Genomic DNA, 23,219 nt, shown 5'->3' on the forward strand with positions numbered 1-23,219 from the left:
GCGGCCTGCGCCGCTCCGCGGCGTGCGGCGGCTTCATGGCTGGCGATGCCGGCACCGGGGGCCGGTGGCCCCGCGGACCCTGCCGTCTGCGCCAGCCGGCGGCGGCTGACCGGTCTGGAGTCGACCACCGGTTGGCATGGTCTCGCGCCAGCGGGTGACGCCGGGCAGGGCGCTGCCGTGCCCTGCGCCGCTCCGCGGCGAGCGGCGGCTTCATGGCCGGCCGAGGCGGGCCCCGGCCCGCCAGCCGGGCCGTCCCCCGGCACCCGGGCCGACGGCCCGTCGACCGGACGGGTGGGCGGCGGCCGTCCGGCCAGCGGGCGGCATGGCCCCCCGGCACTGTCGGCCGTCCCGGCGCGTGGCGGTCGTTCCGGCTCGCCGGCCCTGCCGGCCCTGCCGGCCCTGCCGGCGGTGGATCGGGCCGGGGCCGCCGACCGAGCCAGGGCGGCCGGCGTCTGCCGGCCGCCAGGCCGTACCGGCCCCGCCGGCCGCCGGCCGGCCGCACCGGCAGCCGCCCTGGCGGCCGGCGGGTCAGCCGAGCGCAGCGGCCCGGCGTCACCGCAGGGTGAGCCGGTAGCGGAACGGCGTGCGGCCGGTGATGAGGACGCGGGGGCCCGTGGGGGTGAGGTTGCCGGAGAGCCAGGTGTAGCGTTCGCCGGGGTCGACGACCGGGGGTTGGGCGGGGCCCGAGCCGTTGCCCGGGCCGAAGGTGACGCGGTCGTCGCCGACCGTGTAGCTCGCCTCGCCTGACACCAACTGGTAGGTGCCGGCCTGCCCCTGGACCGCCGTCAGGCCGGCGCCGGTGAACTCGCCGCCCGGCCGGAACGCCAGCTCGATCGCCAGCGGCACTTCCGACTCGTCGACCCGGAACGACACCTCGACGCCGTCGCCCGTCTCCCTGACCACCACCTCGGTGCGCAGCGTCAGATAGGTCTTGGGCCGGTGCGGGAAGTCCAGCGCCGACCAGAAGCGCGGGTCGTCGGTGAGCGGGTAGTCGCCGTCGCGGCGCCGGTGTTGGGGCGGCAGCGGCAGGTGGTAGGCGGCCCGCACCCGGGAGTGCAGCCGCCAGCCGCCGCCCGCGGCGCGCTCCAGGCCCTCGCTGCGGAAGTGGCCGAGCGAGAAGAACTGCGGGGCGAGCCGCACCGAGTCCAGGATCGCGGCGCCCTTGCGGAAGGCCAGGAAGGTGGGGTTGGTGGAGAGCCCCGAGGCGAACGTGGGGATCTCGGCGAAGTCCGTCCCGCCGAAGATCGTGACGGTGCGGCCCTCACGGCGCAGCCGCACCAGGGACGTGTCGGCGTCGTGGTGCTCGTAGCGGCTGGGCGGCCGCTGCGATCCCGGCAACCGGCCTGCCAGCTCACGGTGGTTGAGGTAGCGGGCCAACGCGTCGCCCGTCGGGTCCTCGCCGCCCGGGAGTTGAGCGATCCGCGACTCGATGTCCCGTGCGACGGCGGCCAGTTCGGGGTCGCGGTCGTGCACCGCGAGCTCCCGGTAGAGCAGCCAGTAGTCGACGATCGACCGCCGCGCGTTCTGGTCCTGGCGGCGCGAGTGGACCGTCACCACCTCGCCGTTGGGCTCCAGCAGGTAGCGGGTGACGCGCAGGTTGCGGCGGACGTTCTCGTACAGCTCGGGCCGGTCGGCGAGCCGGGCCACGGTCAGCAGTGAGTAGCCGGTGACGACGGACGCGTAGGTGGCGCTGCGCTCGCTGTACTGGCCGCCCGGGTACTGGTCGATGCCCTCGGCCAGCCACTGGTCGATGCGGCGCGGGTAACGGCGGTCCGGGAAGAGGGCGTTGACCTGTGCCAGCACTCCGCACAGCTTCCACCGGTGGTTGGGGGTGTGCACCCCGCCCTCGGCCATGGCAGGACCGGCGGCCCGCACGATCCGGCCGACGGTCGCCCGTACGCCCTCGGTGCGCCGGTCGTCGTCCTCGCCCAACACGGTGAGCACGACGCACAGGTCGCCGACGCTGAACGCGGTGTCCGGCGGCGAGTGCAGGTTGCCCTGGTCGAACAGGCCGTCGTCGTGCTGGTAGTCGGCCAGCGCCTCGGCCATCTCGGCCATCGGGGCGAGCAGCGTCTCGTCGTGGTGGTGGGCGGAGCGCTGCCAGGACCAGGCGGCGGCGAGCCGCCGGATGGCGCGGGCGGTGCGGCGCGCGTTGACGCTGACCAGGTCGCCGGGGTGGGCGGCCAGCACCTCGGGCACCAGGCGGTCGGCGTCGGCCGTGATCAGGTCGAGGAACGCGCGGTCCTCGTCGCCCCGGCCGTCCGTACCGCCGGCGGCGGCGGTGGGCGTGCCGGCGAACGCCGGCCCCACCCCCGCCGCGGTCCCGACGGCCGTTCCTACGGCGGTTCCCACGACGAAACGTCTGCGATCGATGGGCATGGCCGGTCCACCACCCTTGCTGGAGTCCCATGAGAGCACGCTGGAAAGCGCTTGCGGCACTCTAGGTTTCGTCCGGATGACAGGACAAGGGTCGTGCAGGGGGAGATGCACGGGGGATCGTCCGGGTGGCGTTGGTCGACGGCGGTGGTTGCCACGGTCCCGCCGGTTTCCCCGACCCGTCAGATCCGTCGGACCCGTCAGACCCGTCGGACCCGCTCCGCGATGAGCCGCGCGCAGGCCAACGCCTCGGCACTCGTGGTGTCCACCGCCAGGTCGTAGACCACGCCCCGATGCGCCAACTCCGCCTGGGCCGCGGCCATCCCGGCGATCCGGTCGCCCCGCGCCAGCTCGCGCCCCGCGGCCACCTCGGCGTCACAGCGGACGCCGACCCACAGCACGTCGAGCCCGACGAGCGCCGACCGCCACCGCTCCTGCGACGCCGCCCCGCCGAGGAACACCTCGTCCACGACGACGCGCGCCCCCGCCCTGACCATGGCCGCGACCCCGGCGATCCAGGCCGCCTCCACGGCCCGGAACGCCGCCCCGACGGCCACCCCGCCGTCGGCCGCGAACGTGATCCCGCCCTCCGCGTCCGCGGCTCGCATCGCCGCCGGCATGGCCTCGACCAGCGTGTCCACCCCGAGCACCAGCCACGGCTCCGGCAACACGGCCTGGAGACACCGCGCGATCCCGGACTTACCCGAGCTGGACCCCCCGTTGAGCACGATCACCTGAGTCGACATCCCGCCAGCCTAGGGTGCCCACGCCGCTCACTCCGCGCCGTCGAGCACCTCACGCAGCCGCCTGGCGAACGCCTCCGGCTGCCCGGCCTGGCCGAACTCGCCGCCGAGGAAGCCGCCGTGATGGCTCGGGAACACCGTCGCCCGCCCGCCCAACAGCTCGGCCATGGCCTCCGCGGTGCGGCCGGTGAGCACCCCCTCGGACTCCTCGCCCACCGCGATCACCACCCGCGTCGGCGCGGCGGCCAGCGCCTCGACGTCGGGCCGGTGGTCGCTGATCGCCCGCGAGCGCTCGGAGAGCAGCGGATCGTCACGCGAGCCGTCGTCCTCGGCCGGCATCCCGAACGCGGCCGGGTCGGGCGCGCCCTGGGCGAAGTAGGCGTCGGTGAACTCGCCGCGCCACGACGTCATCCCGATGAAGGCCGCCATGCCGGCGCCCCAGCCCCGCACCCGGTACACGGCGCGGACGTCCGCCATGGCCCGGCCGGCCGCCGCGGCGTCGGGGAGCGTCGGAACCAGCGGCGGCTCGTGCGCCACCAGGGTGAGCACGTCCTCGGGGTACGCCGCGACGAGCGCGAGCGCCGTCACCGCGCCGCCGCTGCTGGCGAACATCTCGACCGGCCCCGCGCCGAGCTCCCGGAGCAGGGCGTGCACGTCGGCGGCCTGCGTCTCCGGCACCTGGTCGACCCGGCCGTCCCGGCGGGTGCTCTCCCCGAGACCGCGCGGGTCGTAGGTGACCACGGTCCGCTCGGGGAAGAGCGCCGCCAGGGTGCGGAAGCCGCTGGAGTCCATGGGCTGGCCGATCATGACGAGCGGCGGCCGCCCGCCAGCGGTCGGCAGCGGGCCGTGCACGTGGTAGGCGAGATCGGCGTCGGGGGTCCTGAGTACCTGTGTGGTCATGGTCGGGCAGACCCGCGCCGGCCGGAGAACTCATCGGTGATCACCCGGTTGTCACGTCGCCGAGGCGCATCAGCAGATGCCCCCGGCGGAACCGCTCCCCCTCGCCCGGCTCGCGCAGCATCCGCCCGACCTCCACGAACCCGGCCGCGCCGGCCAGTTCGGCTATCGCGTCGACCGGCCACCGGTACGCCGGGTGCGCCTTGTGGTCGAACTCGCTCACCGGGTCGCCCTCCGACTCGAAGAAGCCGAGCAGCAGATGCCCGCCGGGCGCCAGGACACGCGCGAACTCAACGAAGTACGGGGGGAGTTCGGCCGGCGGCGTGTGGATCACCGAGTACCAGGACAGGATGCCGCCCAGCGAGTCGGCGGCCACGTCGAGGGCGTGCATGGAACCGACCTCGAACCGCAGCTCGGGGTAGGTCTCGCGGGCGAGGCCGATCATCACCGGCGACAGGTCGACGCCGAACACGTCGAGCCCGAAGCCCCGCAGGTGGGCGACCATCTGCCCGGGCCCGCACCCCACCTCGGCGACCGGCCGCCCGGCGTCCCGCGCCACCTCGGCGAACGCGGCCACCACGGCCCGGTCGAGCGGCAGCGACGGCTCGTCCTTGGCGAGCTCGGCGTAGATCTCGGCGACGGCGTCGTAGGCGTCGGCCGTCGTGCGGAGGTAGGAGGAGGGTTCGGTCACGAGCGAGCAGCCTAAACGCTCCGCCGGAAGGCCGGTGCGCCACCCACGGATCCCTGGTGGCGAGGGACGGGGCGCGGGCGGGCGTGTGGCCGCCGTCGATGGGGGAACTCGGTGCCGGCGGAATCGGCGGAACCGGCGGAACCGGCGGAACCCCTGGCAGACCCCGGCAGCCCCTGGCAGGAGGAGACGGGCACGTGGCGGACCCCGAGACGGCGGGCACGGGCGACGGAGAGCCGCCGTCGAACGAGGCCCTGGGCGGGATGGTGGCGGCCCTGGGGACCCTGGGTATCGGCGCCTACCTGCTGGACGGGCGCGGTGCCATCCTCGGCGTCAACGGTCGGACGGAGCGACTGATCGACCGGTCCGCGTCGGAGATGGTCGGGCAGGACGCGCACGACCTGCTGCACCGGAACCGGCACGGGGAGACCATTCCGCGAGCCCAGTGCCAGCTGCGGAAGGCCATCCTGACCGGAAACCCGGCGCAGGGCACGGGAGAGTGGTCGAGACGCCGCGACGGCTCCCTGCTGCCGGTGTCCTGGGTGGCCACGCCGTGCGTGCTCGACGGGCACCAGCTCGCGCTCGTGCTCTTCCACACCGTCGACGACGCGGTGCGGCCCGGCCGCCGTCCTGGCGGCGCCGGCGGGCCGCTGACGGAACTCGAACGGCTGGCGCTGCTCGCCGAGACGACCACCCAGCTGACCGCCACCCTGGAGGTGGACGAGACGCTGGCCCGGCTGGTCGACCTGGTGCTGCCCCGCCTGGCGGACTGGGCCGTCGTCGATCTGCTCACCGAACGCGACGGGGTGTGGCGCTTCGTGGTCGCGCACGCGGAGGACGACACGGTGGTCAGGCGGGAGGACCTGGAGGGCCCGATGCCGCCCGTGCCCGAGGATTCCCCCCTGCCGCTCGCACGGGCACTGCGCGGCACCGCGGCCACGGCGACCGACCCCGAGACCTACCAGGGCCGGCACCTCTCCGGCATCGCCGAGGAACAACGCCGGCTGTTCGAGGACGCCGCCCTGCACTCGGCGGTCATCGCGCCGATCCGCGGCCCGCGGCACGTCATCGGCGCCCTGACGCTCGGCCGCTCCGACCAGCCGGACGCCTTCACCGCCGCCGACGTCGCCCTGCTGGAGGACGTCGGACGCCGCGCCGGCCTCGCCCTGGACAACGCCCGCCTCTTCCAGGGACAGCGGCGGGTCGCCGAGACCATGCAGCGCCACCTGCTGCCGCAGATGCCGTACGTACCGAAGCTGGAGATGACCGTCCGGTACGCGCCCGCGAGCGACGCCTCCCAGGTCGGCGGCGACTGGTACGACGCCTTCCCGCTGGCCGACGGCGCGACCGCCCTGGTGGTGGGCGACGTCGTCGGCCACGACCTGGAGGCCGCGGCCGGCATGGCTCAACTCCGCAACATGCTGCGCGCCTACGCCTGGTCCCAGCAGAAGCCGCCGAGCAAGATCGTGGAGTGGCTGGACGAGGCGGCCCAGCACATCGCCGAGATCCCCATGGCCACGTTGATCTTCGCCCGGGTGGAGCTGCCGGATGACGGCGGGTACCTGCTGACCTGGACCAACGCCGGCCACCCGCCGCCGCTGCTGATCGACCGGGGCGGCGAGGCGCGCTTCCTCGACTCGGCCCACGGCATCCTGCTGAGCGCCGCGCCGGACCAGCCCCGCCCCGACGCGACGGCCGAACTGCCGCCCGGATCGACGCTGCTGCTCTACACGGACGGCCTGATCGAATCCCCGGGCAGCTCCCTCGACGAGGGCCTGCGCCGCCTACGACGGGAAGCCGCGTCCCTGGTCCACCGCCCGCTCGACCCCTTCACCGACGCGGTCCTCGACCGCGCCCGCGCCCCCGGCAGCGAGGACGACGTCGCGCTCCTCACGATCCGCGTCCCCGACCACGCCGACCTGGCGGCCGGCCCTACCCGGCGCGCCGCAACCGGTCGATAATCCCTGCTGGTGGGCCATACGAGTTCGAGAGTCCTGGTCGATGCCGACCACTGGCAGTTCGTTGTCCAGGATGCGCGGGCCTATGAGTCATGGATCGCCAACCACGGGATGGACCCGGACCTGCCGGCGGGCGGTCGGACTCACGAAGCGTTGTTCGTGCCGTTGGCCGCGCCGGTCTCGGACACGGCGACGGCGCCGGTGATCCGTGTGGGCCCCGAGGAGACCGCTGGCCCGCGCCGGGTGATCGTCGTTGATCAGTGCGAGGCGGTCAGGGCGGCCAGGTAGTCGTCCAGGAGCTCGACTTGCCGCCGGGGCGGGAACACCGCCGGGTCGAACAGTGCCTGGACCACCAGGCCGAGGACGAAGGCCTGAGCCCCGGCCGCGATGCGGGCGGGGTCGCCGGAAGGCAGTTCGCCGAAGTCCTGGGCTGCGGCCACCCGCTCAGTCAGCCGGTTCCGGCTTTGCGCGTACTTGCGGGCGTAGTCGGTGCTCAGGGCGGGGTCGGAGAGTGCGGTGTCCCAGGAGGAGACCCAGATGCGGTTGCTGTCGGTGGCCTCGGGGGTCAGCGGCAGGATGTCCAGCAACGCGTCCCTGAGGGCGGCCAGACCTTCGCCCGCTTGGCGGCGGGGGCGGGAGACGGTGCGCTGTTCGAGCAGGCCGAGGGCGTACTCCACCAGGGCCTGCTTGGTGGGGAAGTAGTGCGTGAGCAGACCGGTGGTCGCGCCGAGTTCGGCGGCGACGGCGCGCAGGGTCAGGCCGGCGAAGCCGCGGGTGGCCATGACCTGCCAGACCGCTGCGGAGACGTCGCGTCGACGGGCCTCGTGATCTCCCTTGGTGCGTGGCATGCTGCCACGGTACATTGCCACAACGCTTGTTATGTAAATGAGGAGGGTTGCATGTTCTCGTTGTCGCTGCGCGACGGTGCTCGCCTCGGTCCGCTGGAGGTCTGGCATGCCGAGGAGTTCGCCGACCATCTGGACCGGGCCCGCGAGCACATTCGCCCCTGGGTCGGGCCCACGTTCGTCACCGACGACGTGGACGGGGCGCGGGCCACGCTGAAGCGGTACGCCGAACGCCAGGCCGGCGACGGTGCCCGCCTGTACGGCATCTGGCGGGACGGACTGCTGGTCGGCGGCGTGATGTTCACCGCTTTCGATGCCGCTGCCGGCTCGTGTGAGATCGGTTGCTGGCTGGAGCCGTCCGCCGAGGGCCACGGCCTGGTCACCCAAGCGTGCAGCGCGTTGCTGGACTGGGCGTTCACGTCCCGGGGGCTGCATCGGACCGAATGGCACTGCCGGGTCGACAACGACCGCAGCTCAGCGGTGGCCAAGCGACTGGGCATGACGCTGGAGGGGGTGCGCCGCGAGGCATGGCCGTACCGGGGCGTGCGCTACGACAAGCAGATCTGGGCGGTCCTTGCTCCCGAATGGCGAGCCCTGGACCGGTGACCGGCGACGGCCTCGTCCGGCAAGCACACTGTCGATTCGGCAACCCTGCGAATCAGGAGTCATTGCGCACGAGAGAGTGCGACGAGTGCGTGCCGCCCTGCGGGAGCACGGTATTGCCGACGACGTGGTGACCCAACCGGGTAGGGCCCCCGGGGATTCGGATGACGGGCGTCCGTACCAGACCCACTTCGCCCGGTCGGTGAGGAAGTAGTCCGGGAGTTCGGCTCCCGCCTCGGCACTGGCCAGGGCGAGGTCGTCGTCCAGCAGGGCGGTCATGGCCGTGCTCGTGAGCTCGACGAATCCCACTGACCGGCCGGCGGGTTCAGCTGTCACAGAGCGGATGCTCGCGGAGGGTCCTGGAGCGTGTCCAGCGGTCTTCGAGGTGGTCGATGCCCCACCGGCCCGACGCGACGACCGGCCCTACTCGGCGCGCCGCAACTGGTCGATGAACGAGGCCCAGGCGGCCTTGGGGACGGTGAACGGGGCGATCCGAGTGGTGTCCTTCGAGTCCCGGACTCCGACCCGGGCAGTCAGGTCGGCGACTTCCACGCAGGTGCCGCCGTTCTCGTCGCTGTACGAGGACTTGGACCAGGCGTCGAGGTCGGCGACTTCGACGCAGGCGCTTCCGTTCTCCTGACTGTATGAGGACTTGAACCACGCCTTCTCGGGCAGTATTGCGAGGGTCATCATGAGATCTCTCGTCCTAGTTCTTCCAGGAAACGTGGTGTGTCGTCGGGGCTGAGAGCCGCAGCCCGCAGGCTGTCGAACCTCCGGGAGTGCGTCCAGATTTCCCGATCCCTCTCCACCACGGCGACTGTGCCCACTCCGCTGTCGACCTCGACGGCGGACGGCAGCGAGGGGCCGAAATCGAGAATCGAGAAGTCCGTGCTCGACCGGTAGGACGTGGAAGACAGCGGCAGGATCTGGACGACCACGTTGTCGAGCCTGGTCAGCCGCTCGATCTCCGCGTACTGCTCCAACATGATCTCGGTGCTTCCGCGCATCCGCCTGAGCACTGCCTCGTCGAGAACGCACCAGAGTTCGATTGGATCCAGCTCACGCGTTATGACCGTCTTGCGCTCCATGCGGAGGGCTACGTTTCGCTCGATGAACTCGGTTGTGGTCTCATCGACCGGCTTCGCCGTTTCGAACATCGCCCGTGCGTACTGCTCGGTTTGGAGCAGGCCGTAGACCACGTTCGGTTGCCACGCGCGGATATTGCGCGCCTCGGACTCCAGGCCGATGTACGTCGCCATGCCGGATGGCATGAAGCTTCGGTAGGGCGTCCACCAGCCGCGGCCAAGTGACTGGCGGTGCGTGTCCAGCAGGAACTCGACGTCCTCCTCGTTCGTGACGCCGTACAGCTCCAGCAGCGCCTCGAGGTCCGAGATCTTCGGCAGTCCCGCCAACCCGCGTTCGACCTTGGACAGTTTGGTCTCGGAGATACCGACCCGCTGTGCCGCCTCAAGAACGATCAGCCCTGAGTTCTCCCTGAGCCTGCGCAGCTCTCCTCCCAACTGCCGTCGTGGGATGGTCGGCCCTCGTCGTGCGGCCATCTGCTCACCTCTCAGTGTGCCCTGTGCACCGGTTCGTTGACCGTGTCCCGGCTCTGCTCCTTCGTACCTTGCGCGCGTTGGCACCTGTCAACTCAGGTGCATATGCCACTTTGTTGAAATGTTGAAAGGAACTTGCCTCTGAAGCTTCGCCGGCAGGATCGTGATGACGCATCGGACATCCCCGTATCCAGGGAGTGAGCATGAGCGACGTCACGGATCGGCCCGCCGACGCGGACGCCGACCCCGAGGAGGAGCCGCAACGGCCGACGCTCAGTGAGCGGTTGGCGGAGGTGAACCGCCGCTCGGAGTTGGACCGGCAGATCAAGAGTCTGGGGGAGGGCTGGTGGTGACGGCACGCGTGTTCCGCTGCGAGTGCACGGCGTACAGCCGGGATCGCGACCGCGGCATCGACCTCGGCGGACAGGAGCCGGGGACCGCCTGGGCCGCGTTGCTGTGGGTGAGTTGGCGGGCCGGACACATCGCCGACCAGCTGGACCCGCCGGCGGCGCGATCGGTCCGGGCCTGGTTGGCCGACGACAAGGAGGCCGACCGTGCGCTCGCACACCTGAACGCGGGGGAGTCCTACCTTCTGATCATTGCCGACGGCGCCACGCGCTACGTCCTGTCGGCCACGCCGGTGCCGTCATGAGTCGCACTCGATCTCCGTGGCCAAGGCGTCGTGGCAGCGATCCCGACGCGACGCCCATCCTGGCTGCTCGGCTCACGGGAGAGTCTCAAGGTGCTCCATGTGTTCCTCGCCCCACTGCCCGAGTGGGGCGAGGACGGCGTTGAGCGAGTGTCCGAGATCGGTCAGTGAGTACTCCACCTTCGGTGGGACCTGGTGATGGACTTCCCGGTGTACCAGACCGCTGGCCTCGAGCTCTCGCAGTTGCAGGATCAGCATCCGCTCACTGATGCCGGTCACCGTGCGGCGCAACTCGCCGAAGCGCAGCGGCCCCTCGCCAAGCCAGAACAGGATCAGCCCCTTCCATTTCCCTCCCATGACGTCGATGGCGGCGTCCAGCCCGCAGGTATAGCTCCGCCTCTTCATCAGCACTCCCCTGACAAGACTGTGGGTACCTGACAAAATTGTAGGTACTTGTAGAAGTGTTGGCGTCCACGCAGCATGGAGCAGGGCTCGCACCGAGATCGAAAGACTTCGGGCGCGAAGACTCGCATCGCATCCTTTTCAGACCTCAGGTAAATCGAAATCCGACAGGGGCAACACATGGCCGCTTACCACCGCACGCCCGTGACCGTCGTCGGGCTGGGCTCGATGGGCAGCGCACTGGCTGAGGCATTCATGGACGCCGGGCACCCGACGACCGTGTGGAACAGGACCCCGTCGAAGGCCGCGCCGCTCGTGGTCAAGGGCGCCGTGCACGCACGGACGATGGACGAGGCCGTCGCGGCGAGTCGGCTGGTCATCGCCTGCCTGACCACGTACGACAACACCATCGACGCCCTGGAACCGGCCGCTGGCACGCTCGAGGGGCGTGCCCTGGTGACCCTCAACAGCGGTTCGCCGGCCGGTGCCCGACGCATGGCCGAATGGGCCCGCGGGCACGGCGCACGCTACCTCGGCGGAGCGATAAAGAACGTACCGGCCGCCGTGGGTGCCGAGAGCACTCTCCTGTATTACGGCGGTGACAAAGGCGTCTTCGACGAGTTCGCGCCGACGCTGCGGGTGTTGGGCGGCGACACGGTCTACCTCGGCGCCGACGAGGACCTGGCCGCCCTGTACGAGATGGCGGTGGGCGGCACGCTGCTGCCCGCACTCGTCGGCTTCTTCCAGGGCGCGGCGGCGATGCAGGCGCGTGGCCTCACGGTTGCCTCGATGGTGCGGTTCAGCACCAAGTGGTTCGAGATGATCAACTCGGTACTGCCGACCTTCGCCGAGGAGATCGACAGCGGCGAGTACAACAAGCCCGCGTCCTCGGTGAACCTGTTCCTGGCCGGAGCTGTTTATGACGAGGAACTCGGCAGAGAGGCGAACCTCGACACGGAGTGGCACAAGCCCTTCCACGACCTGCTGAAGCGAGCGGCCGACGCCGGCCACGGCGACCACAGCATCTCCGCCCTGACGGAGGTGCTCAAGAAAAGAACCTGAGAGCTCCTTCCGGATCTCCCTCCAGGAGCCCTTCGGCGTCCTTCTTCGTGATCACCGGGTGACCGTACTGCGGGGCATCCGTCAACCCCAGCCCCGGACGGCACAACCGGTACCCTCGGGCGCTGCCATAGCAGGCCACGCCGACCCCAGCAGTCTGCAAGTGCACGGTCACGCGCCACTCCAGCTCCTGCGAGAACCGCACCCGGCAGCCGTTCTCGACGAGCTTCGGAATGACCTCCCGGTACGAGACGTCGGACAGGGGGTTTCCCGTCACATCAACCTGGAGCAGCGTCGGCACGTGCAGCAGGGGTTCGATGTCGGCAACGAAGTCACGTGGCATCGAGAAGTTGAGGATCGGAAGAGATGCAACCCCCGAGAGGTCTCGCAGCGCGCTGTCCTCGATGCTCAGCATACGAAGCTTTGTAAGCGACTCGATCTGCCTCACGGAAACAGGATCGCATCCCACCAGGATCAGCTGTTCAAGTGAGCGGAAATCCGCGATCGGACCGAGGTCGCGCACGCGCTGCATCACCAACTCCGTCACCGATTCACACTCCGCCGAGGTGACCGGAAAACCGTGCCCGATCGCCCTGGTGATCGACCTGTCGAACTCGGGATCAACCTTGCCCATCGCCATCCCCGTTCAGTGGAATTCGGCTCACGCTCTCGCGAAGCGGACTGGCCGAATCTTGATGAGGAAGCGTATCGGGTCGTATCCGCAGGTCCGTGTCGAGGGCGGCGGGCCGTCCACGGCCCGGGCAAGGTCCTCTTGGACGTTGCCCTCGCGGTCGCCCTGGGTGGGCCGAAGCGCGCGCATGTCCGGAAGTTGGCCGGTGAGGCGGCGACGCCATCCACCGGGTCGTCTTGAAGGGCCCGCCTCGGCCCGGACGCCAGCCGTCGAACCCGACGGTGAGATCCGCGACGGCGGCTGACCCGCTTCGCCACCAACACCCGGCACACCCCGATCGCCGAGCTGGAGCGAAGGCACCGAGATCAGGCCGAACAGCCGAAACGGCCTGCCGGACAATCCGACGGACCATCACGAGAGTTCGAGGTTAGGCTGCGGCGATGGAACGCTTAACCGAAGTGCCCCAGAACCTCGCCGAGTCCGCGGAACCGGCCCGGGCGAATGACTACGACGGCTTCGCCGAGGCGTACGCGGCGGAGAACGAGAGCAACCTCGTGAACGCGTACTACGAGCGGCCCGCGATGATAGCCCTCGCCGGAGACGTGGCCGGCCGCCGGATCCTGGACGCCGGCTGCGGGGCGGGCGTCCTGTCCGCCGCGCTACGCGATCGCGGTGCCGTCGTCACCGGCATCGACGGCAGCGCCGGCATGCTGGCGCTGGCGAGGCGGCGGCTCGGTGATGACGCGGACCTGCGCGTGGTCGACCTGAGCGACCCCCTGCCGTTCGCCGACGGCGCGTTCGACGACGTGGTCGCGTCGCTGGTGCTGCACTACCTGGAGGACTGGGGGCCGACGCTGGCCGAGATGCGGCGAGTGCTCAGGCCCGACGGCCGGCTGATCGCGTCGGTGCATCACCCTCTCGTGGACTACGTGATCCAGGATCCTCGGCCCGACTACCACGCGACCACCAGCTATACCGACGAATGGACGTTCAACGGACAGTCCTTCCCCATGAGCTTCTGGCGCAGGCCATTGCACGCGATGACCGATGCCTTCACCACCGCCGACTTCCGCCTTTCCACCATCAGCGAGCCGCAGCCCGACCCCGCCGCCCGTGAGTTGTTCCCCGACGACTTCCACGACCTCTCGACCAAAACCTGCTTCCTGTTCTTCGTCGTCGAGGTACCGCCTGCGGCTACGGGCTGGAACGAGTAGCCAGTCGGTGGATCATGGGCGGGCCAGAGTCGGATCGAGACCGTGCCCACGGCCGCGTCGACATGTCGGGCCGGCTCGGCGGGTTGGCAGTTCGCGGTCCAGGACGTGCGGGCCTTTGATGCCCCGCTGATGGCTTTGGTGTTCTCGATTCGGACGTGTGCCTGTGAGCGGTGGACCCTACGAACCGACCGAAGAGATTCGCGAGTTGCTTGGGTTCTCCAAGCGTCGGCTGGTGATGGACCGGCGGGGGTCCACGGTGTGGCGGGTGGTGGGGGAGCGGGGGACCTGGGGTGTCCAGCCGTGGTGTGACGGGCCGAGTCTCTGGGAGCTGTGGGCGCCGTACCGCGAAGCGGGAGGCAGGGGGGAACCGGACGACGGGGCGGCGCTCGCCTGTGCTCGCGCGCTCGCGGCGCTGCACCGGGCGGGCTGGGTGCACGGGGACGTGCAGCCCGCGCATCTCATCGTCGGGGAGGACGGCCGGGCGCGGTTGATCGATCTCGCGCTGGCGCGGGGCGGTGCGGTCCCGGCCTGGTGTGACTTCGCGTTCCAGGGCTGCCTCGTGCACTACGAGAGCCCTGAGCTCTCGCGCGAGGCGCTGGCCACCGGGACGGCCGTGCCCACGGCCGCGCCGGACGTGTTCGGGCTCGGGGCCAGCCTGCACCTCAGCCTGACCGGGCGGCGCGTCGTGGACTTTCCCGCCGAGGCGGAACGCGCCGAGCAGCGGCGGTACATCGCCGGCTGGCCGGGTGGCGGCGTCGACGTGCCGGGCAGGCTCGGTGGAGTGATCGCGGCGATGGTGCGCCCCGCCCCGGGGGATCGGCCCACCACGGCCGAGGTGTGCGCCGTCCTTGGTGGGGCGGGGTGACCGGGAGCTAAGGGGTCGTGAACAGGGTGTAGCCGGAGGAGATCGGGTCCTCGTCCGGGGTGATCCACGTGGTGCTGACGATCTCACCCTCGACGTCGGCGGCGTAGTACTGCACCCGCCACGACGTGGCCGTGCTGCACCAGTCGAACACGTCCCAGAGGAAGCACTCCTTGACCGAGATGACGACGTCCCAGAAGCGGTAGTAGTCACCGATGGCGACGTTGTTCACCTGGGTCACCAGTTCCAGGTTGAAGAACTCCCCGGTTCCGTTCGTGGCGGGAGTCGCGGTCACGCTCCATCCCGACGGGGCACCGCCGGTGCACGCCACGAAGTTGACGTTGACTTCCCCGTAGCGGACGCGGGTCGCCGTGCTGCCCGGGAAGAACTTCTCGTTGGCCGGTTCGCGGCACACGCTCGCGGCCGCCGGGGTGGCGGTCGCGACCGCGCCGACCCCGAGGAGCGGTAACAGCGCCGCGGATAAGACGGCTAAGCGCCTGAGCATTCCCATACGTAGTCCCCCTCTTGCCGAATGTCGAACTCTTGCCGAAGACATGCCTTTTGGTGCGCTTGGCAGCCTTGCGAGCCTGTGCCGGAATGTCCAGGGAGGTAGTGAAATGCTCCGGCACCCGTTCCGTGGAGGATGTGCGATCGCGATGGCCGGCGCGCGTCGGTCAGCCGGCGGCCAACTCGCGAGTGGTGTCGGCGGCCGGGTCCGCCGTCGCGTGGTGGTGGCCGGTGCCGGCCCAGAGGCTCAGGCCGTGGGGGTCGGCGGCCGCCGCCGCGGCGGCGCGGAGGGGGCGGGTCAGCTGGTGCAGCAGCGGGTACGCCGCCGGGGCCGTCGCGTGGTGGGCGTCGATGAAGCGGTTGCGGAGGCCGCGGGCCGGGCGGCCGGTGAAGGCGCGGGTGACGACGGTCGTGGTGAACGACGGGTCGGCCAGGGCCGCCCGGTAGGGCGCCGACGTGCCCGCCTCGGGGGCACGCAGGTAGGCCGTGCCGGCCTGGGCGGCGACCGCGCCGGCCGCCACCGCGCCGGCCACCTCGCGGCCGGTGGCCAGGCCGCCGGCCGCGAGCAGCGGCAGGTGGGTGACGGCCCGCACCGCGCCCAACAGCGGGAGCAGCGGCGTCGGATCGGGGTCGGCCGCCGGGTCGAAGGTGCCGCGGTGGCCGCCGGCCTCCGGGCCCTGGACGCACAGCGCGGACACGCCGAGCGCCGCCGCCCCACGGGCCTCCGCCCGCGTGGTGACGGTCGCGACGACGTACGTGCCGACCGCGAGGAGGGCGCCGACCACCCAGGGAGGCGGTGGGCCGAAGGTGAAGGAGACGACCGGCACCGGGTCGTCGAGCAGCAGCCGCAGCTTGGCGTCCCAGTCGTCGGTGTCGGTGGGGTCCGGGTCCGGCAGCGCGACGCCGTACCGCTCGGCCTCGGCGGCGAGTTCGGCGCGGTAGCGCTCGGCGCCGGCCGGGTCGGGGATCGGGCGGGGGACGAAGACGTTGACGCCGAAGGGCTCACCCGAGACCGCCCGCACCCGCGCGATCTGGTCGGCGACCTCGTCCGCCGTGCGGTAGCCGGCGGCCAGGAAGCCGAGGCCGCCGGCCCCGGAGACGGCCGCGACGAGTTCGGGTGTGGTCGGTCCGCCGGCCAGCGGGGCCTGCACCACGGGGAGTCGGAGGTCGCGCGGATCGAACACCAGAGGCTCCAAGAAGACAGAAGGCCGGGCCCGTACGGTTCGCACCATACGGGCCCGGCCGGGGAGCGGCGGAGTCAGGAGGTCGGCTGCGGCTCCTTCGGCTCCGGTGCGGCGTCCGCCGCCACCGCGGCCCGTGCCGCCTGGCGGCGGGAGGCGATCGCGCTGCCCACGAACAGGCCGACCAGCGAGCCGATCACCAGCACGATCACCGCGGCCTGCGACCAGTTCGCCGCGTTGCCCACGAAGAAGCCCGCGACCCCGAAGTCGGCGTCGGAGAACGTGGAGTTGGCCAGGCCGACGTCGCCCAGCCGGGGCAGGATCAGCAGCGGCAGGAAGGTGATCAGCAGGCCGTTGGCCGCGGCGCCGAGCACCGCGCCGCGCCGGCCGCCGACCGCGTTGCCGATGACGCCCGAGGCGCCGCCGGTCATGAAGTGCGCCACGATGCCCGGGATGATGATCGTCCCGCCGACGGCCGCCAGCACGCCCATGCCGATCAGGCCGGCCGCGAAGCTGGCCAGGAAGCCGATGAGCACGGCGTTGGGCGCGAAGGTGAAGACGATCGGGACGTCCAGGGCCGGCTTGGCGTTCGGCACCAGCTTCTGCGAGATGCCCTTGAAGGCGGGGATGATCTCGGCGAGCACCATCCGGACGCCGGCCAGGATCACGGTGACGCCGGCCGCGAACATGCCGGCCTGCATGATCGCCCAGATCAGGAACCACTGGCCGCCGCTCAGCTCGTCCTCCACGTAGCCGGGGCCGGCGATCAGCGTGACCAGCAGGTAGATGACGCCCATCGAGACGGCGATCACGACGGTGGTGTCGCGCAGGAAGCCAAGACCGGAGGGGATCTTCAGGTCCTCGGTCGACTTCTTGCTGTCGCCCCTGGTCAGCTTGGCGACCAGACCGCTGGTGGCGATGCCGAAGCCGCCGGTGTGGCCGAGCGCCACGTTGTCCTGCTTGGTGACCCGCCGCATCCACGGCTGCACCAGGGCCGGCGAGACGGTGGTGACGATGCCCTGGGCGAGGGAGCCCCACAGCACGGCCTGCCACGACTCGAAGCCGTTCGCCATCAGGATCACGGCGATCATGGCGGCCAGGTAGAGCGCCACGTGGCCCGACATGTAGATGTACTTGAGCTGGGTGAAGCGCGCCAGCAGCACGTTCACCACCATGCCGAAGAAGAAGATCAGCGCGGCCTGGGTGCCGAAGTCGGTGAGGACCGTGCCGACGATCGCCTCGTTGTTGGGCACCACGCCCTGCACGTCGAAGGCGTGCTGGAACATGTCGCCGAACGGGGTCAGCGCCCCGGAGACGACCCCGGCGCCGGCGGCCAGCACCAGGAAGCCGACGAACGCCTTGATCGTGCCCTTCAGGGTGTCGGAGAAGGACTTGCGCTGGAGGACCAGACCGACGAGGGCGATCAGGCCGATGATGACGGACGGCTCGCGGAATATGTCCACGAGGACGTTAAGGAAGCTGTTCACTGGTCAACGCCTTTCTACGGCACGACTGGTGGTTCTTGGTCGCGATGCAGGTGACGTCGGCAGCGGACAGACGTTCCTTGCTGTGGGGGTGCGAGCGGGGGGCGGGGAGGCGAGTGGGTCAGGCGGTCGGAGTCAGAGCAGGCCCTTGCGGACCGCGGCGTCCTTGACGGCCTCGCGCAGTTCCTCGCGGTCGATGATGCTGTTGAGGACGACCACGTCGCCCAGGCCCTCGGCGGTCTCCGCCAGGTCCTTGGCCACGAAGAAGACGTCGGCGCTGGCCGGGCTCGCCGAGCCGATGTCGGAGTGGTCGACCTCGACGCCGCTGACGCCGAGCTCGCCCAGGACCTCCTCGATGTTCATGCGCACCATGAAGCTGCTGCCGAGCCCGGTGCTGCACATCGCCAGGAATTTCATCGTTCTCACTTCTCCTCGAACTCGTGGATGAGCTTGGTGACGTCGGCCGCCGAGCGGGCGGCGCGCAGCGCCTCCCGGGTGTCGGGGTCCGACAGCAGACGGGCCAGTGAGGCCATCGCCAGCGTGTGCGCCGTGGCGTCCACCGCGGCGAAGCAGAAGTAGAGGTCCACGGCGTGCTCTGGCTGGTCGAGCAGCGGCGCGGGCTCCGTCAGGCGCAGCATCGAGATGGCGGTGCGCACCGCGCCGCGCTCCGGCCTGGCGTGGGCCAGGGCGATCCCGAAGCCGAGGTTGATGTAGGTGCCGCCGGCCTCGATCGAGTCGATCATGGCGTCGACGTACTCGGGGGTGATGTCCCCGGCGTCGAGCAGCGGCGCGGCGACCTCCCTGACCGCCTCGCGCCAGCCGAGACGGTCGGCGGAGAAACGTATCTTCCCCTCGGGGAGCAGGTCGCTGAGCTTGCTGGTGCTGGTCGTCATTGGGTGTCTCCGGTGGTGCGTGGTGCGTGGTGCGGGCCGTGCTACTCGGCGTCGGCGACGATGTCGAAGGACAGCTCGGCGCTCTCGGGCAGGAACTTGGACGTGCCGTGGATCACCGGCCGCCGGTTGAGGTCGAAGACCCGGGAGGTCGCCAGGAGCAGCGCCGAGCCGGGCTCCACGTCGAGCAGCGCGGCCTCCCGGCCGTCGCAGTCGTGCAGGCCGACGACGATCTCGTTCCGGGTGAGCACCACGTCGTGGTGCGCGCGGAGGTGGGCGTAGAGGGAGGCGTCGGTGAAGTCGGCCGTGAGCACGTCGGGGAAGCGGTCCTCCTCGACGTAGGAGTCGGCGAGGTGGTGGATCCGGCCGTTGACCCGGCGCAGCCGCTCCAGGTGGATGACGGAGGTGGCGGGCGAGACGTCGAGCGCCGCGGCGAGCCGGGTGCCGGCCCGCATCGGCTTCAGCGTCAGGACCTCCGAGGTGACGGTGTGGCCCTGCCTGGTCAGCTGGGTGAAGAAGCCGGTGACCTCGTTGACGAACCGCTCGCGGTGCTTGAGCGCGTACCGGGGGCGGGTGACGAACGTGCCCTTGCCGTGCTGACGGATCAGGTGCCCGTCGTTCACCAGCTCGTCGACGGCCCGCCGCAGTGTGATGCGGCTCACGGCGTACTCCTCGCAGAGCGCCGACTCCGGCGGCAGCTGACCGCCGACCGGCAGCCCGCTGACCCGCCGCAGCAGATGGTCGCGCACCTGGGCGTATTTGTGCTCGGCCATCGCCGCCTCCTCGCTGAGAACGTGTCGTCGAGACGTCATGATGACCAGAAACCCACACGACGTCAATAGGTCGATTCCCTGTAACCGTACTCCGGTGTCGAAGCTTCCTGAACGGGGTCGGAACGGGACAACTGACTCTGGATAAAAAGGGCATATCAGGCGAAAGTGGCGCGAGGGTGGGATGAGTTACGTTGAGGCGAGTCATCATGACGACATGACCAATCGATGCCGCCGCCGTCGCTGGCGCCGCCGTCATCGGTTCGAACGCCCGCGCACAGAGGAGCCCGCCGTGACCGAACCCGCCCTCGATCCCACCGACCGTCAGGCGGTCGCGGTGGCCCGCGCCCTGGCCATGGACGCCGTGGAGGCCGCCGGCTCCGGGCACCCGGGCACGGCGATGGCCCTGGCCCCGGTCGCCCATCTGCTGTTCCAGCGGCACCTGCGGCACGACCCGGCCGACCCCGGCTGGGAGGGCCGCGACCGCTTCGTGCTCTCCTGCGGCCACGCCAGCATCCTGCTGTACACCCAACTCCACCTCACCGGCTACGACCTGGACCTCGACGACCTGCGCGCCTTCCGCCGGCTCGACTCCCGCACCCCAGGCCACCCCGAGTACCGGCACACCGCCGGCGTCGAGACGACCACCGGGCCGCTCGGCCAGGGCGTCGCCACCGCCGTCGGCATGGCCATGGCGCTGCGGCGGGACGCCGCCCGGCTGGCCGGCGCCGCGCCCGAGGTGACCGACCGCACCGTGTGGGTGCTGGCCTCCGACGGCGACCTCCAGGAGGGCATCTCCTACGAGGCGGGCGCGCTCGCCGGCCGCCACGGCCTCGACAACCTGGTCGTCGTCTGGGACGACAACGGCATCCAGATCGAGGGCTCGACCGACCTCGCCACCCGCGAGGACACCGGCGCCCGCTTCGCCGCCCAGGGCTGGGCCGTGCGCCACGTCGGGCTCGCCGCCGACGGCGACGTCGACACCGAAGCCCTGGACGCCGCCCTCACCGCCGCCCGCGCCGAGCGCGGCCGGCCCACCCTGATCGTCCTGAAGTCCCGGATAGCCTGGCCCGCCCCCCACGCCGTCGACACCCCGGCCGCGCACGGCGCGCCGCTCGGCGCGGCCGAGGTCACCGCCACCAAGCGGCGGCTCGGCGTCGCCCTCGCGCCGTTCACCGTGCCGCCCGAGGTGCGTGCCCACACCCGCCGCGCCGTCGTGCGCGGCGCGGCCCTGCACCGGGACTGGGACGAGGCCGTGGTGGCGTGGCGCGCCGCCCACCCCGACCCGGCCGCCGCCCCCGACGCCGCCGCCGCCCGCCCCACCCGGGCCGCGATCGCCGCCGCGCTCCCCGACTTCGAGCCCGGCGCCTCCGTCGCGCCCCGGGACGCCTCGGGCGCCGTGATCCAGGCGCTGGCCGCCGCGCTCCCCAGGCTGTGGGGCGGCTCGGCCGACCTCGGCGACTCCAACCGCACCACCATCAAGGGCGGCGGATCCTTCCTCCCCGAGGAGCCGGCCGGCCGCACCGTGCACTGGGGCGTCCGCGAGCACGCCATGGCCGCCGCCCTCAACGGCATCGCCCTGGTCGGCAACGACACCCCGTTCGCCGGCACCTTCCTGGTCTTCAGCGACTACCAGCGGCCCGCGCTGCGGCTCGCCGCGCTGATGCGGCTGCCCGTCGTCCACGTCTGGTCCCACGACTCGGTCGCCCTCGGCGCGGACGGGCCCACGCACCAGCCCGTCGAGCACCTGGCCGCGCTGCGCGCCGTGCCGGGCTTCGCCGTGGTCCGCCCGGCCGACGCCACCGAGACCGCCGCGGCCTGGCTGGCCGCCCTCGGCCAGGAGGGGCCGGTCGGCCTGGTGCTGGCCAGGCAGGGCGTGCCGGTGCTGCCCACGCCCGTCGCCGCCGTCCGGGAGGGCGTGGCGCGCGGCGCCTACGTCGTGGCCGAGGGCGATGACGTGCTGCTGCTGGCCAGCGGCAGCGAGGTCGCGCTGGCGCTGGCCGCCCGCGAGGCGCTGGCCGGCCGCGGCGTCTCGGCGCGGGTCGTCTCCGTGCCGTCCAAGGACTGGTTCCTGGCCCAGGACCGGGGCTACCGCGACGCCGTGCTGCCGCCGGCGGTCCGCGCCCGGGTGGTGGTGGAGGCCGCGTCGTCCTTCGGCTGGCACGACCTGCTAGGCGAGCACGGCACCACCGTCACCATCGACGACTTCGGCCTCTCCGCCTCGGCCGCCGACGCGCTGGCCGCCAAGGGCATGACCACCGAGGCCGTGGTCGACGCCGCGTTGGTCTCGCTGAAGTCGGCGGGCGCCCGATGACCGAGGAGATGACCGAGGAGATGACCGAGGAAGGGCCCCTCACCGGCGTCGAGTTGGTGGTCTTCGACTGCGACGGCGTGCTCGTGGACACCGAGACGCTCGGCCCGGCCGTGGTCGCCGCGATGGCCGCCGAGGTGGGCTGGCCGCTCACCCCCGACGAGGTGCGGCGGCGGTTCCTCGGCCGCCCCGAGGCATACCTGTACGAGCAGGTCAGGGCGCACGCCAGCCGCCCGGTCGGCGCCGACTGGCTGGCCGAGTACCGGCGGCGGGTCGGCGAGGCGTTCGCCGCCCGGCCGCACACCATGCCGGGCGTCGGCGAACTCCTCGACGCCCTCGACGCGCGCGGCCTCCCGTACTGCGTCGCCTCCAGCGGCGGCCACCCCAGGATCCGGCACTCGCTCACCCACAGCGGTCTCTGGCCGCGGTTCGCGGGGCGGATCTTCAGCGCCGACGACGTGGCGCGCGGCAAGCCGGCGCCCGACCTGTTCCTGCACGCGGCCCGCGAGTCGGGCCACGCGCCGGCCCGCTGCCTGGTGATCGAGGACAGCCCGGCGGGCGTCGACGCGGCGCTGGCCGCCGCGATGCCCGTCATCGGCTACACCGGCGGCCCCACCGCCGCCGAGGCGCTGGCCCACGCCACCCTCGGCACGGTGGCCGACCTGCGGCTGATCGCGACGAAGGACTGACGGGTCGGCGGGCTGACGGGTCGGCGGGCCGGCGACTCAGCGGGCCGGCTTAGCCGCGCGGACGACGTCCGGGTAGCCGCCGTCCGCGGGGTCGCACACCGGGCAGTCCGCGGTGGGACGGGCGGGAGTCACCGGCAGGGCGGCGGTGCGGGCGAGTCGGTGGCGCTGACGGGGGGTGACGAGCGGGACCGGCTCCGCCGCGTCACAGCGAATCCCACGAGCCACCGCACCGGCCGCGGCGCGGGTCCGGCGTCCAGCGCCGCCAACAGCCGCTCGTCGAACAACGCGTTCACCGCGGTGCGAGCCACCGGTGCGAGCACCCGCGGCAGCCGGGACACCAGGACACCCCGGGTCGCCTCCAGCAACGCCCGGCCCTCGTCCGTGACCGCGAAGGCGCGCCGCTCGAAGGCGTCCATCCACGCGGACAGGGCGGCGTAGGAGTCAGGAAACCCACCGATTCCCATCCGGTCGGCGAGGCCGGCGTAGAACCGGTGGGCCGCCTCCTGTTCGCACGGCGTCGTCGGGCGCCAGCCGAACGCGTCGATATGCCGCAGCGGAGAGACACAGAACGTCGCCAGCACATGGACGAACTCCTCCTCACCCACCGGAAGACCAGCGTGCAAGGCGTTCAGCACCGCCACCGTACGACGACCCTCCGGCGCGTCCAGACCATGCTCGATCAGGGTGAACATCAGCTCACCCGTGGCCTTGGCGCGCTCCACGGGACGACCGGTCATCTTCCCGGTGTCCACCAGTACCCTGGCGATGCTCGGCACGGCGAAGGTCCGGTAGAAACCGAGATTGAGCCCCATGCGCAGCTCGCCGGGGTACTCCTCGACCGCCAGCCGCCGGTAGACGGCGTGCGCCCGCACCTCGTCCACGACCCTCCCGGTTCCCGGCCAAC

General features: G+C 71.7%; 25 protein-coding genes and 1 pseudogene. 10 read left to right on the top strand and 16 right to left on the bottom strand.

What is annotated here, in order from left to right:
• Positions 1 to 552: 552 nt before the first annotated feature.
• The 4 genes from ACYVPE_RS12565 to ACYVPE_RS12580 all read right to left on the bottom strand — a co-directional run bounded on the left by ACYVPE_RS12565 (position 553) and on the right by ACYVPE_RS12580 (position 4,707).
• Positions 553 to 2,379 carry a hypothetical protein gene (locus tag ACYVPE_RS12565; protein ID WP_461033597.1) on the bottom strand — a complete coding sequence of 609 codons (1,827 nt, stop codon included), beginning with the start codon at positions 2,377 to 2,379 and terminating at the stop codon, positions 553 to 555.
• A gap of 197 nt (positions 2,380 to 2,576) precedes the next feature.
• Positions 2,577 to 3,122, bottom strand: coding sequence for a chloramphenicol phosphotransferase CPT (gene cpt, locus ACYVPE_RS12570; RefSeq protein ID WP_461033598.1), 546 nt, complete (start codon positions 3,120 to 3,122; stop codon positions 2,577 to 2,579).
• Positions 3,123 to 3,149: 27 nt separating this feature from the next.
• Positions 3,150 to 4,019 carry an alpha/beta fold hydrolase gene (locus tag ACYVPE_RS12575; RefSeq protein ID WP_461033599.1) on the bottom strand — a complete coding sequence of 290 codons (870 nt, stop codon included), beginning with the start codon at positions 4,017 to 4,019 and terminating at the stop codon, positions 3,150 to 3,152.
• A gap of 40 nt (positions 4,020 to 4,059) precedes the next feature.
• Positions 4,060 to 4,707, bottom strand: coding sequence for a class I SAM-dependent methyltransferase (locus ACYVPE_RS12580; protein ID WP_461033600.1), 648 nt, complete (start codon positions 4,705 to 4,707; stop codon positions 4,060 to 4,062).
• Between the two features lie 194 nt (positions 4,708 to 4,901).
• Here ACYVPE_RS12580 and ACYVPE_RS12585 point away from each other — a divergent pair, with 194 nt between their 5' ends.
• Positions 4,902 to 6,665 (top strand): PP2C family protein-serine/threonine phosphatase, encoded by a 1,764-nt coding sequence (locus tag ACYVPE_RS12585; RefSeq protein WP_461033601.1) that lies wholly within the window; start codon positions 4,902 to 4,904, stop codon positions 6,663 to 6,665.
• A gap of 254 nt (positions 6,666 to 6,919) precedes the next feature.
• Here ACYVPE_RS12585 and ACYVPE_RS12590 read toward each other — a convergent pair whose 3' ends face one another.
• Complete coding sequence (locus tag ACYVPE_RS12590; RefSeq protein WP_461033602.1) at positions 6,920 to 7,510, bottom strand: TetR/AcrR family transcriptional regulator; 591 nt, start codon at positions 7,508 to 7,510, stop codon at positions 6,920 to 6,922.
• A gap of 51 nt (positions 7,511 to 7,561) precedes the next feature.
• Here ACYVPE_RS12590 and ACYVPE_RS12595 point away from each other — a divergent pair, with 51 nt between their 5' ends.
• Entirely contained in the window at positions 7,562 to 8,113 is a 552-nt protein-coding gene (locus tag ACYVPE_RS12595) for a GNAT family N-acetyltransferase (protein ID WP_132820200.1), read from the top strand.
• Between the two features lie 420 nt (positions 8,114 to 8,533).
• On the opposite strand, the gene ACYVPE_RS12600 is transcribed toward ACYVPE_RS12595, so the two are convergent.
• Positions 8,534 to 8,803 carry a DUF397 domain-containing protein gene (locus ACYVPE_RS12600; RefSeq protein WP_461033603.1) on the bottom strand — a complete coding sequence of 90 codons (270 nt, stop codon included), beginning with the start codon at positions 8,801 to 8,803 and terminating at the stop codon, positions 8,534 to 8,536.
• Complete coding sequence (locus ACYVPE_RS12605; protein ID WP_461033604.1) at positions 8,800 to 9,669, bottom strand: helix-turn-helix domain-containing protein; 870 nt, start codon at positions 9,667 to 9,669, stop codon at positions 8,800 to 8,802. The genes ACYVPE_RS12600 and ACYVPE_RS12605 overlap by 4 nt, the downstream gene beginning before the upstream one ends.
• Before the next feature lie 200 nt (positions 9,670 to 9,869).
• Here ACYVPE_RS12605 and ACYVPE_RS12610 point away from each other — a divergent pair, with 200 nt between their 5' ends.
• Both ACYVPE_RS12610 and ACYVPE_RS12615 read left to right on the top strand, forming a co-directional pair.
• A complete protein-coding gene (locus tag ACYVPE_RS12610) occupies positions 9,870 to 10,019 on the top strand; it encodes a hypothetical protein (protein WP_461033605.1) in 150 nt (49 codons plus the stop codon).
• Complete coding sequence (locus ACYVPE_RS12615; protein WP_461033606.1) at positions 10,016 to 10,318, top strand: hypothetical protein; 303 nt, start codon at positions 10,016 to 10,018, stop codon at positions 10,316 to 10,318. The genes ACYVPE_RS12610 and ACYVPE_RS12615 overlap by 4 nt, the downstream gene beginning before the upstream one ends.
• Positions 10,319 to 10,390: 72 nt before the next feature.
• Here the strand turns inward: ACYVPE_RS12615 and ACYVPE_RS12620 are convergent, their stop codons facing one another.
• A complete protein-coding gene (locus ACYVPE_RS12620; protein ID WP_461033607.1) occupies positions 10,391 to 10,720 on the bottom strand; it encodes a winged helix-turn-helix transcriptional regulator in 330 nt (109 codons plus the stop codon).
• 177 nt (positions 10,721 to 10,897) lie between these two features.
• On the opposite strand from ACYVPE_RS12620, the gene ACYVPE_RS12625 reads away from it, so the two are divergent.
• Positions 10,898 to 11,779 (top strand): NAD(P)-dependent oxidoreductase, encoded by an 882-nt coding sequence (locus ACYVPE_RS12625; protein WP_461033608.1) that lies wholly within the window; start codon positions 10,898 to 10,900, stop codon positions 11,777 to 11,779.
• Here the strand turns inward: ACYVPE_RS12625 and ACYVPE_RS12630 are convergent.
• Positions 11,763 to 12,416 carry a leucine-rich repeat domain-containing protein gene (locus ACYVPE_RS12630; RefSeq protein ID WP_461033609.1) on the bottom strand — a complete coding sequence of 218 codons (654 nt, stop codon included), beginning with the start codon at positions 12,414 to 12,416 and terminating at the stop codon, positions 11,763 to 11,765. The two genes, ACYVPE_RS12625 and ACYVPE_RS12630, sit on opposite strands and share 17 nt — an antisense overlap.
• A gap of 69 nt (positions 12,417 to 12,485) precedes the next feature.
• Between ACYVPE_RS12630 and ACYVPE_RS12635 the strand changes: the two are divergent.
• From ACYVPE_RS12635 to ACYVPE_RS12645, 3 genes and pseudogenes are all read left to right on the top strand, one after another.
• A pseudogene (locus ACYVPE_RS12635) lies at positions 12,486 to 12,623 on the top strand (IS1380 family transposase); the annotation flags it as partial.
• A gap of 224 nt (positions 12,624 to 12,847) precedes the next feature.
• Positions 12,848 to 13,621, top strand: a complete 774-nt coding sequence (locus tag ACYVPE_RS12640) for a class I SAM-dependent methyltransferase (RefSeq protein WP_461033610.1) — start codon at positions 12,848 to 12,850, stop codon at positions 13,619 to 13,621.
• A 163-nt stretch (positions 13,622 to 13,784) separates the two neighbouring features.
• Positions 13,785 to 14,486, top strand: a complete 702-nt coding sequence (locus tag ACYVPE_RS12645) for a protein kinase family protein (protein WP_461033611.1) — start codon at positions 13,785 to 13,787, stop codon at positions 14,484 to 14,486.
• A 7-nt stretch (positions 14,487 to 14,493) separates the two neighbouring features.
• Here ACYVPE_RS12645 and ACYVPE_RS12650 read toward each other — a convergent pair whose 3' ends face one another.
• The 6 genes from ACYVPE_RS12650 to ACYVPE_RS12675 all read right to left on the bottom strand — a co-directional run bounded on the left by ACYVPE_RS12650 (position 14,494) and on the right by ACYVPE_RS12675 (position 19,318).
• Entirely contained in the window at positions 14,494 to 14,994 is a 501-nt protein-coding gene (locus ACYVPE_RS12650) for a hypothetical protein (protein ID WP_461033612.1), read from the bottom strand.
• A gap of 163 nt (positions 14,995 to 15,157) precedes the next feature.
• A complete protein-coding gene (locus ACYVPE_RS12655) occupies positions 15,158 to 16,174 on the bottom strand; it encodes a nitronate monooxygenase (protein WP_461033613.1) in 1,017 nt (338 codons plus the stop codon).
• Positions 16,175 to 16,248: 74 nt separating this feature from the next.
• Positions 16,249 to 17,658, bottom strand: coding sequence for a PTS ascorbate transporter subunit IIC (locus tag ACYVPE_RS12660; RefSeq protein ID WP_461033614.1), 1,410 nt, complete (start codon positions 17,656 to 17,658; stop codon positions 16,249 to 16,251).
• A 132-nt stretch (positions 17,659 to 17,790) separates the two neighbouring features.
• Complete coding sequence (locus ACYVPE_RS12665) at positions 17,791 to 18,072, bottom strand: PTS sugar transporter subunit IIB (protein ID WP_461033615.1); 282 nt, start codon at positions 18,070 to 18,072, stop codon at positions 17,791 to 17,793.
• Between the two features lie 5 nt (positions 18,073 to 18,077).
• Positions 18,078 to 18,548: a PTS sugar transporter subunit IIA gene (locus tag ACYVPE_RS12670; RefSeq protein WP_461033616.1), complete on the bottom strand. Its 471-nt coding sequence runs from the start codon at positions 18,546 to 18,548 to the stop codon at positions 18,078 to 18,080.
• Positions 18,549 to 18,589: 41 nt separating this feature from the next.
• A complete protein-coding gene (locus ACYVPE_RS12675; RefSeq protein ID WP_461033617.1) occupies positions 18,590 to 19,318 on the bottom strand; it encodes a GntR family transcriptional regulator in 729 nt (242 codons plus the stop codon).
• A 289-nt stretch (positions 19,319 to 19,607) separates the two neighbouring features.
• On the opposite strand from ACYVPE_RS12675, the gene tkt reads away from it, so the two are divergent.
• Positions 19,608 to 21,629 (top strand): transketolase, encoded by a 2,022-nt coding sequence (gene tkt, locus ACYVPE_RS12680; RefSeq protein WP_461033618.1) that lies wholly within the window; start codon positions 19,608 to 19,610, stop codon positions 21,627 to 21,629.
• Positions 21,626 to 22,315, top strand: a complete 690-nt coding sequence (locus ACYVPE_RS12685; RefSeq protein ID WP_461033619.1) for an HAD family hydrolase — start codon at positions 21,626 to 21,628, stop codon at positions 22,313 to 22,315. Before tkt ends, ACYVPE_RS12685 begins: the two co-directional genes overlap by 4 nt.
• Before the next feature lie 128 nt (positions 22,316 to 22,443).
• On the opposite strand, the gene ACYVPE_RS12690 is transcribed toward ACYVPE_RS12685, so the two are convergent.
• On the bottom strand, positions 22,444 to 23,196 hold the full coding sequence (locus ACYVPE_RS12690; RefSeq protein ID WP_461033620.1) for an oxygenase MpaB family protein: 753 nt from the start codon (positions 23,194 to 23,196) through the stop codon (positions 22,444 to 22,446).
• Between the last annotated feature and the right edge of the window lie 23 nt (positions 23,197 to 23,219).

The organism is Streptomyces mayteni (assembly GCF_054783955.1).

Excerpts from the sequence above, each read along its gene's own strand:
- ACYVPE_RS12565 (WP_461033597.1), bottom strand. The coding sequence starts at position 2,379 with ATGCCCATCGATCGCAGACGTTTCGTCGTGGGAACCGCCGTAGGAACG.
- cpt (WP_461033598.1), bottom strand. The coding sequence starts at position 3,122 with ATGTCGACTCAGGTGATCGTGCTCAACGGGGGGTCCAGCTCGGGTAAG.
- ACYVPE_RS12575 (WP_461033599.1), bottom strand. The coding sequence starts at position 4,019 with ATGACCACACAGGTACTCAGGACCCCCGACGCCGATCTCGCCTACCAC.
- ACYVPE_RS12590 (WP_461033602.1), bottom strand. The coding sequence starts at position 7,510 with ATGCCACGCACCAAGGGAGATCACGAGGCCCGTCGACGCGACGTCTCC.
- ACYVPE_RS12595 (WP_132820200.1), top strand. The coding sequence starts at position 7,562 with ATGTTCTCGTTGTCGCTGCGCGACGGTGCTCGCCTCGGTCCGCTGGAG.
- ACYVPE_RS12600 (WP_461033603.1), bottom strand. The coding sequence starts at position 8,803 with ATGATGACCCTCGCAATACTGCCCGAGAAGGCGTGGTTCAAGTCCTCA.
- ACYVPE_RS12605 (WP_461033604.1), bottom strand. The coding sequence starts at position 9,669 with ATGGCCGCACGACGAGGGCCGACCATCCCACGACGGCAGTTGGGAGGA.
- ACYVPE_RS12610 (WP_461033605.1), top strand. The coding sequence starts at position 9,870 with ATGAGCGACGTCACGGATCGGCCCGCCGACGCGGACGCCGACCCCGAG.
- ACYVPE_RS12620 (WP_461033607.1), bottom strand. The coding sequence starts at position 10,720 with ATGAAGAGGCGGAGCTATACCTGCGGGCTGGACGCCGCCATCGACGTC.
- ACYVPE_RS12625 (WP_461033608.1), top strand. The coding sequence starts at position 10,898 with ATGGCCGCTTACCACCGCACGCCCGTGACCGTCGTCGGGCTGGGCTCG.
- ACYVPE_RS12630 (WP_461033609.1), bottom strand. The coding sequence starts at position 12,416 with ATGGCGATGGGCAAGGTTGATCCCGAGTTCGACAGGTCGATCACCAGG.
- ACYVPE_RS12640 (WP_461033610.1), top strand. The coding sequence starts at position 12,848 with ATGGAACGCTTAACCGAAGTGCCCCAGAACCTCGCCGAGTCCGCGGAA.
- ACYVPE_RS12650 (WP_461033612.1), bottom strand. The coding sequence starts at position 14,994 with ATGGGAATGCTCAGGCGCTTAGCCGTCTTATCCGCGGCGCTGTTACCG.
- ACYVPE_RS12665 (WP_461033615.1), bottom strand. The coding sequence starts at position 18,072 with ATGAAATTCCTGGCGATGTGCAGCACCGGGCTCGGCAGCAGCTTCATG.
- ACYVPE_RS12670 (WP_461033616.1), bottom strand. The coding sequence starts at position 18,548 with ATGACGACCAGCACCAGCAAGCTCAGCGACCTGCTCCCCGAGGGGAAG.
- ACYVPE_RS12675 (WP_461033617.1), bottom strand. The coding sequence starts at position 19,318 with ATGGCCGAGCACAAATACGCCCAGGTGCGCGACCATCTGCTGCGGCGG.
- ACYVPE_RS12685 (WP_461033619.1), top strand. The coding sequence starts at position 21,626 with ATGACCGAGGAGATGACCGAGGAGATGACCGAGGAAGGGCCCCTCACC.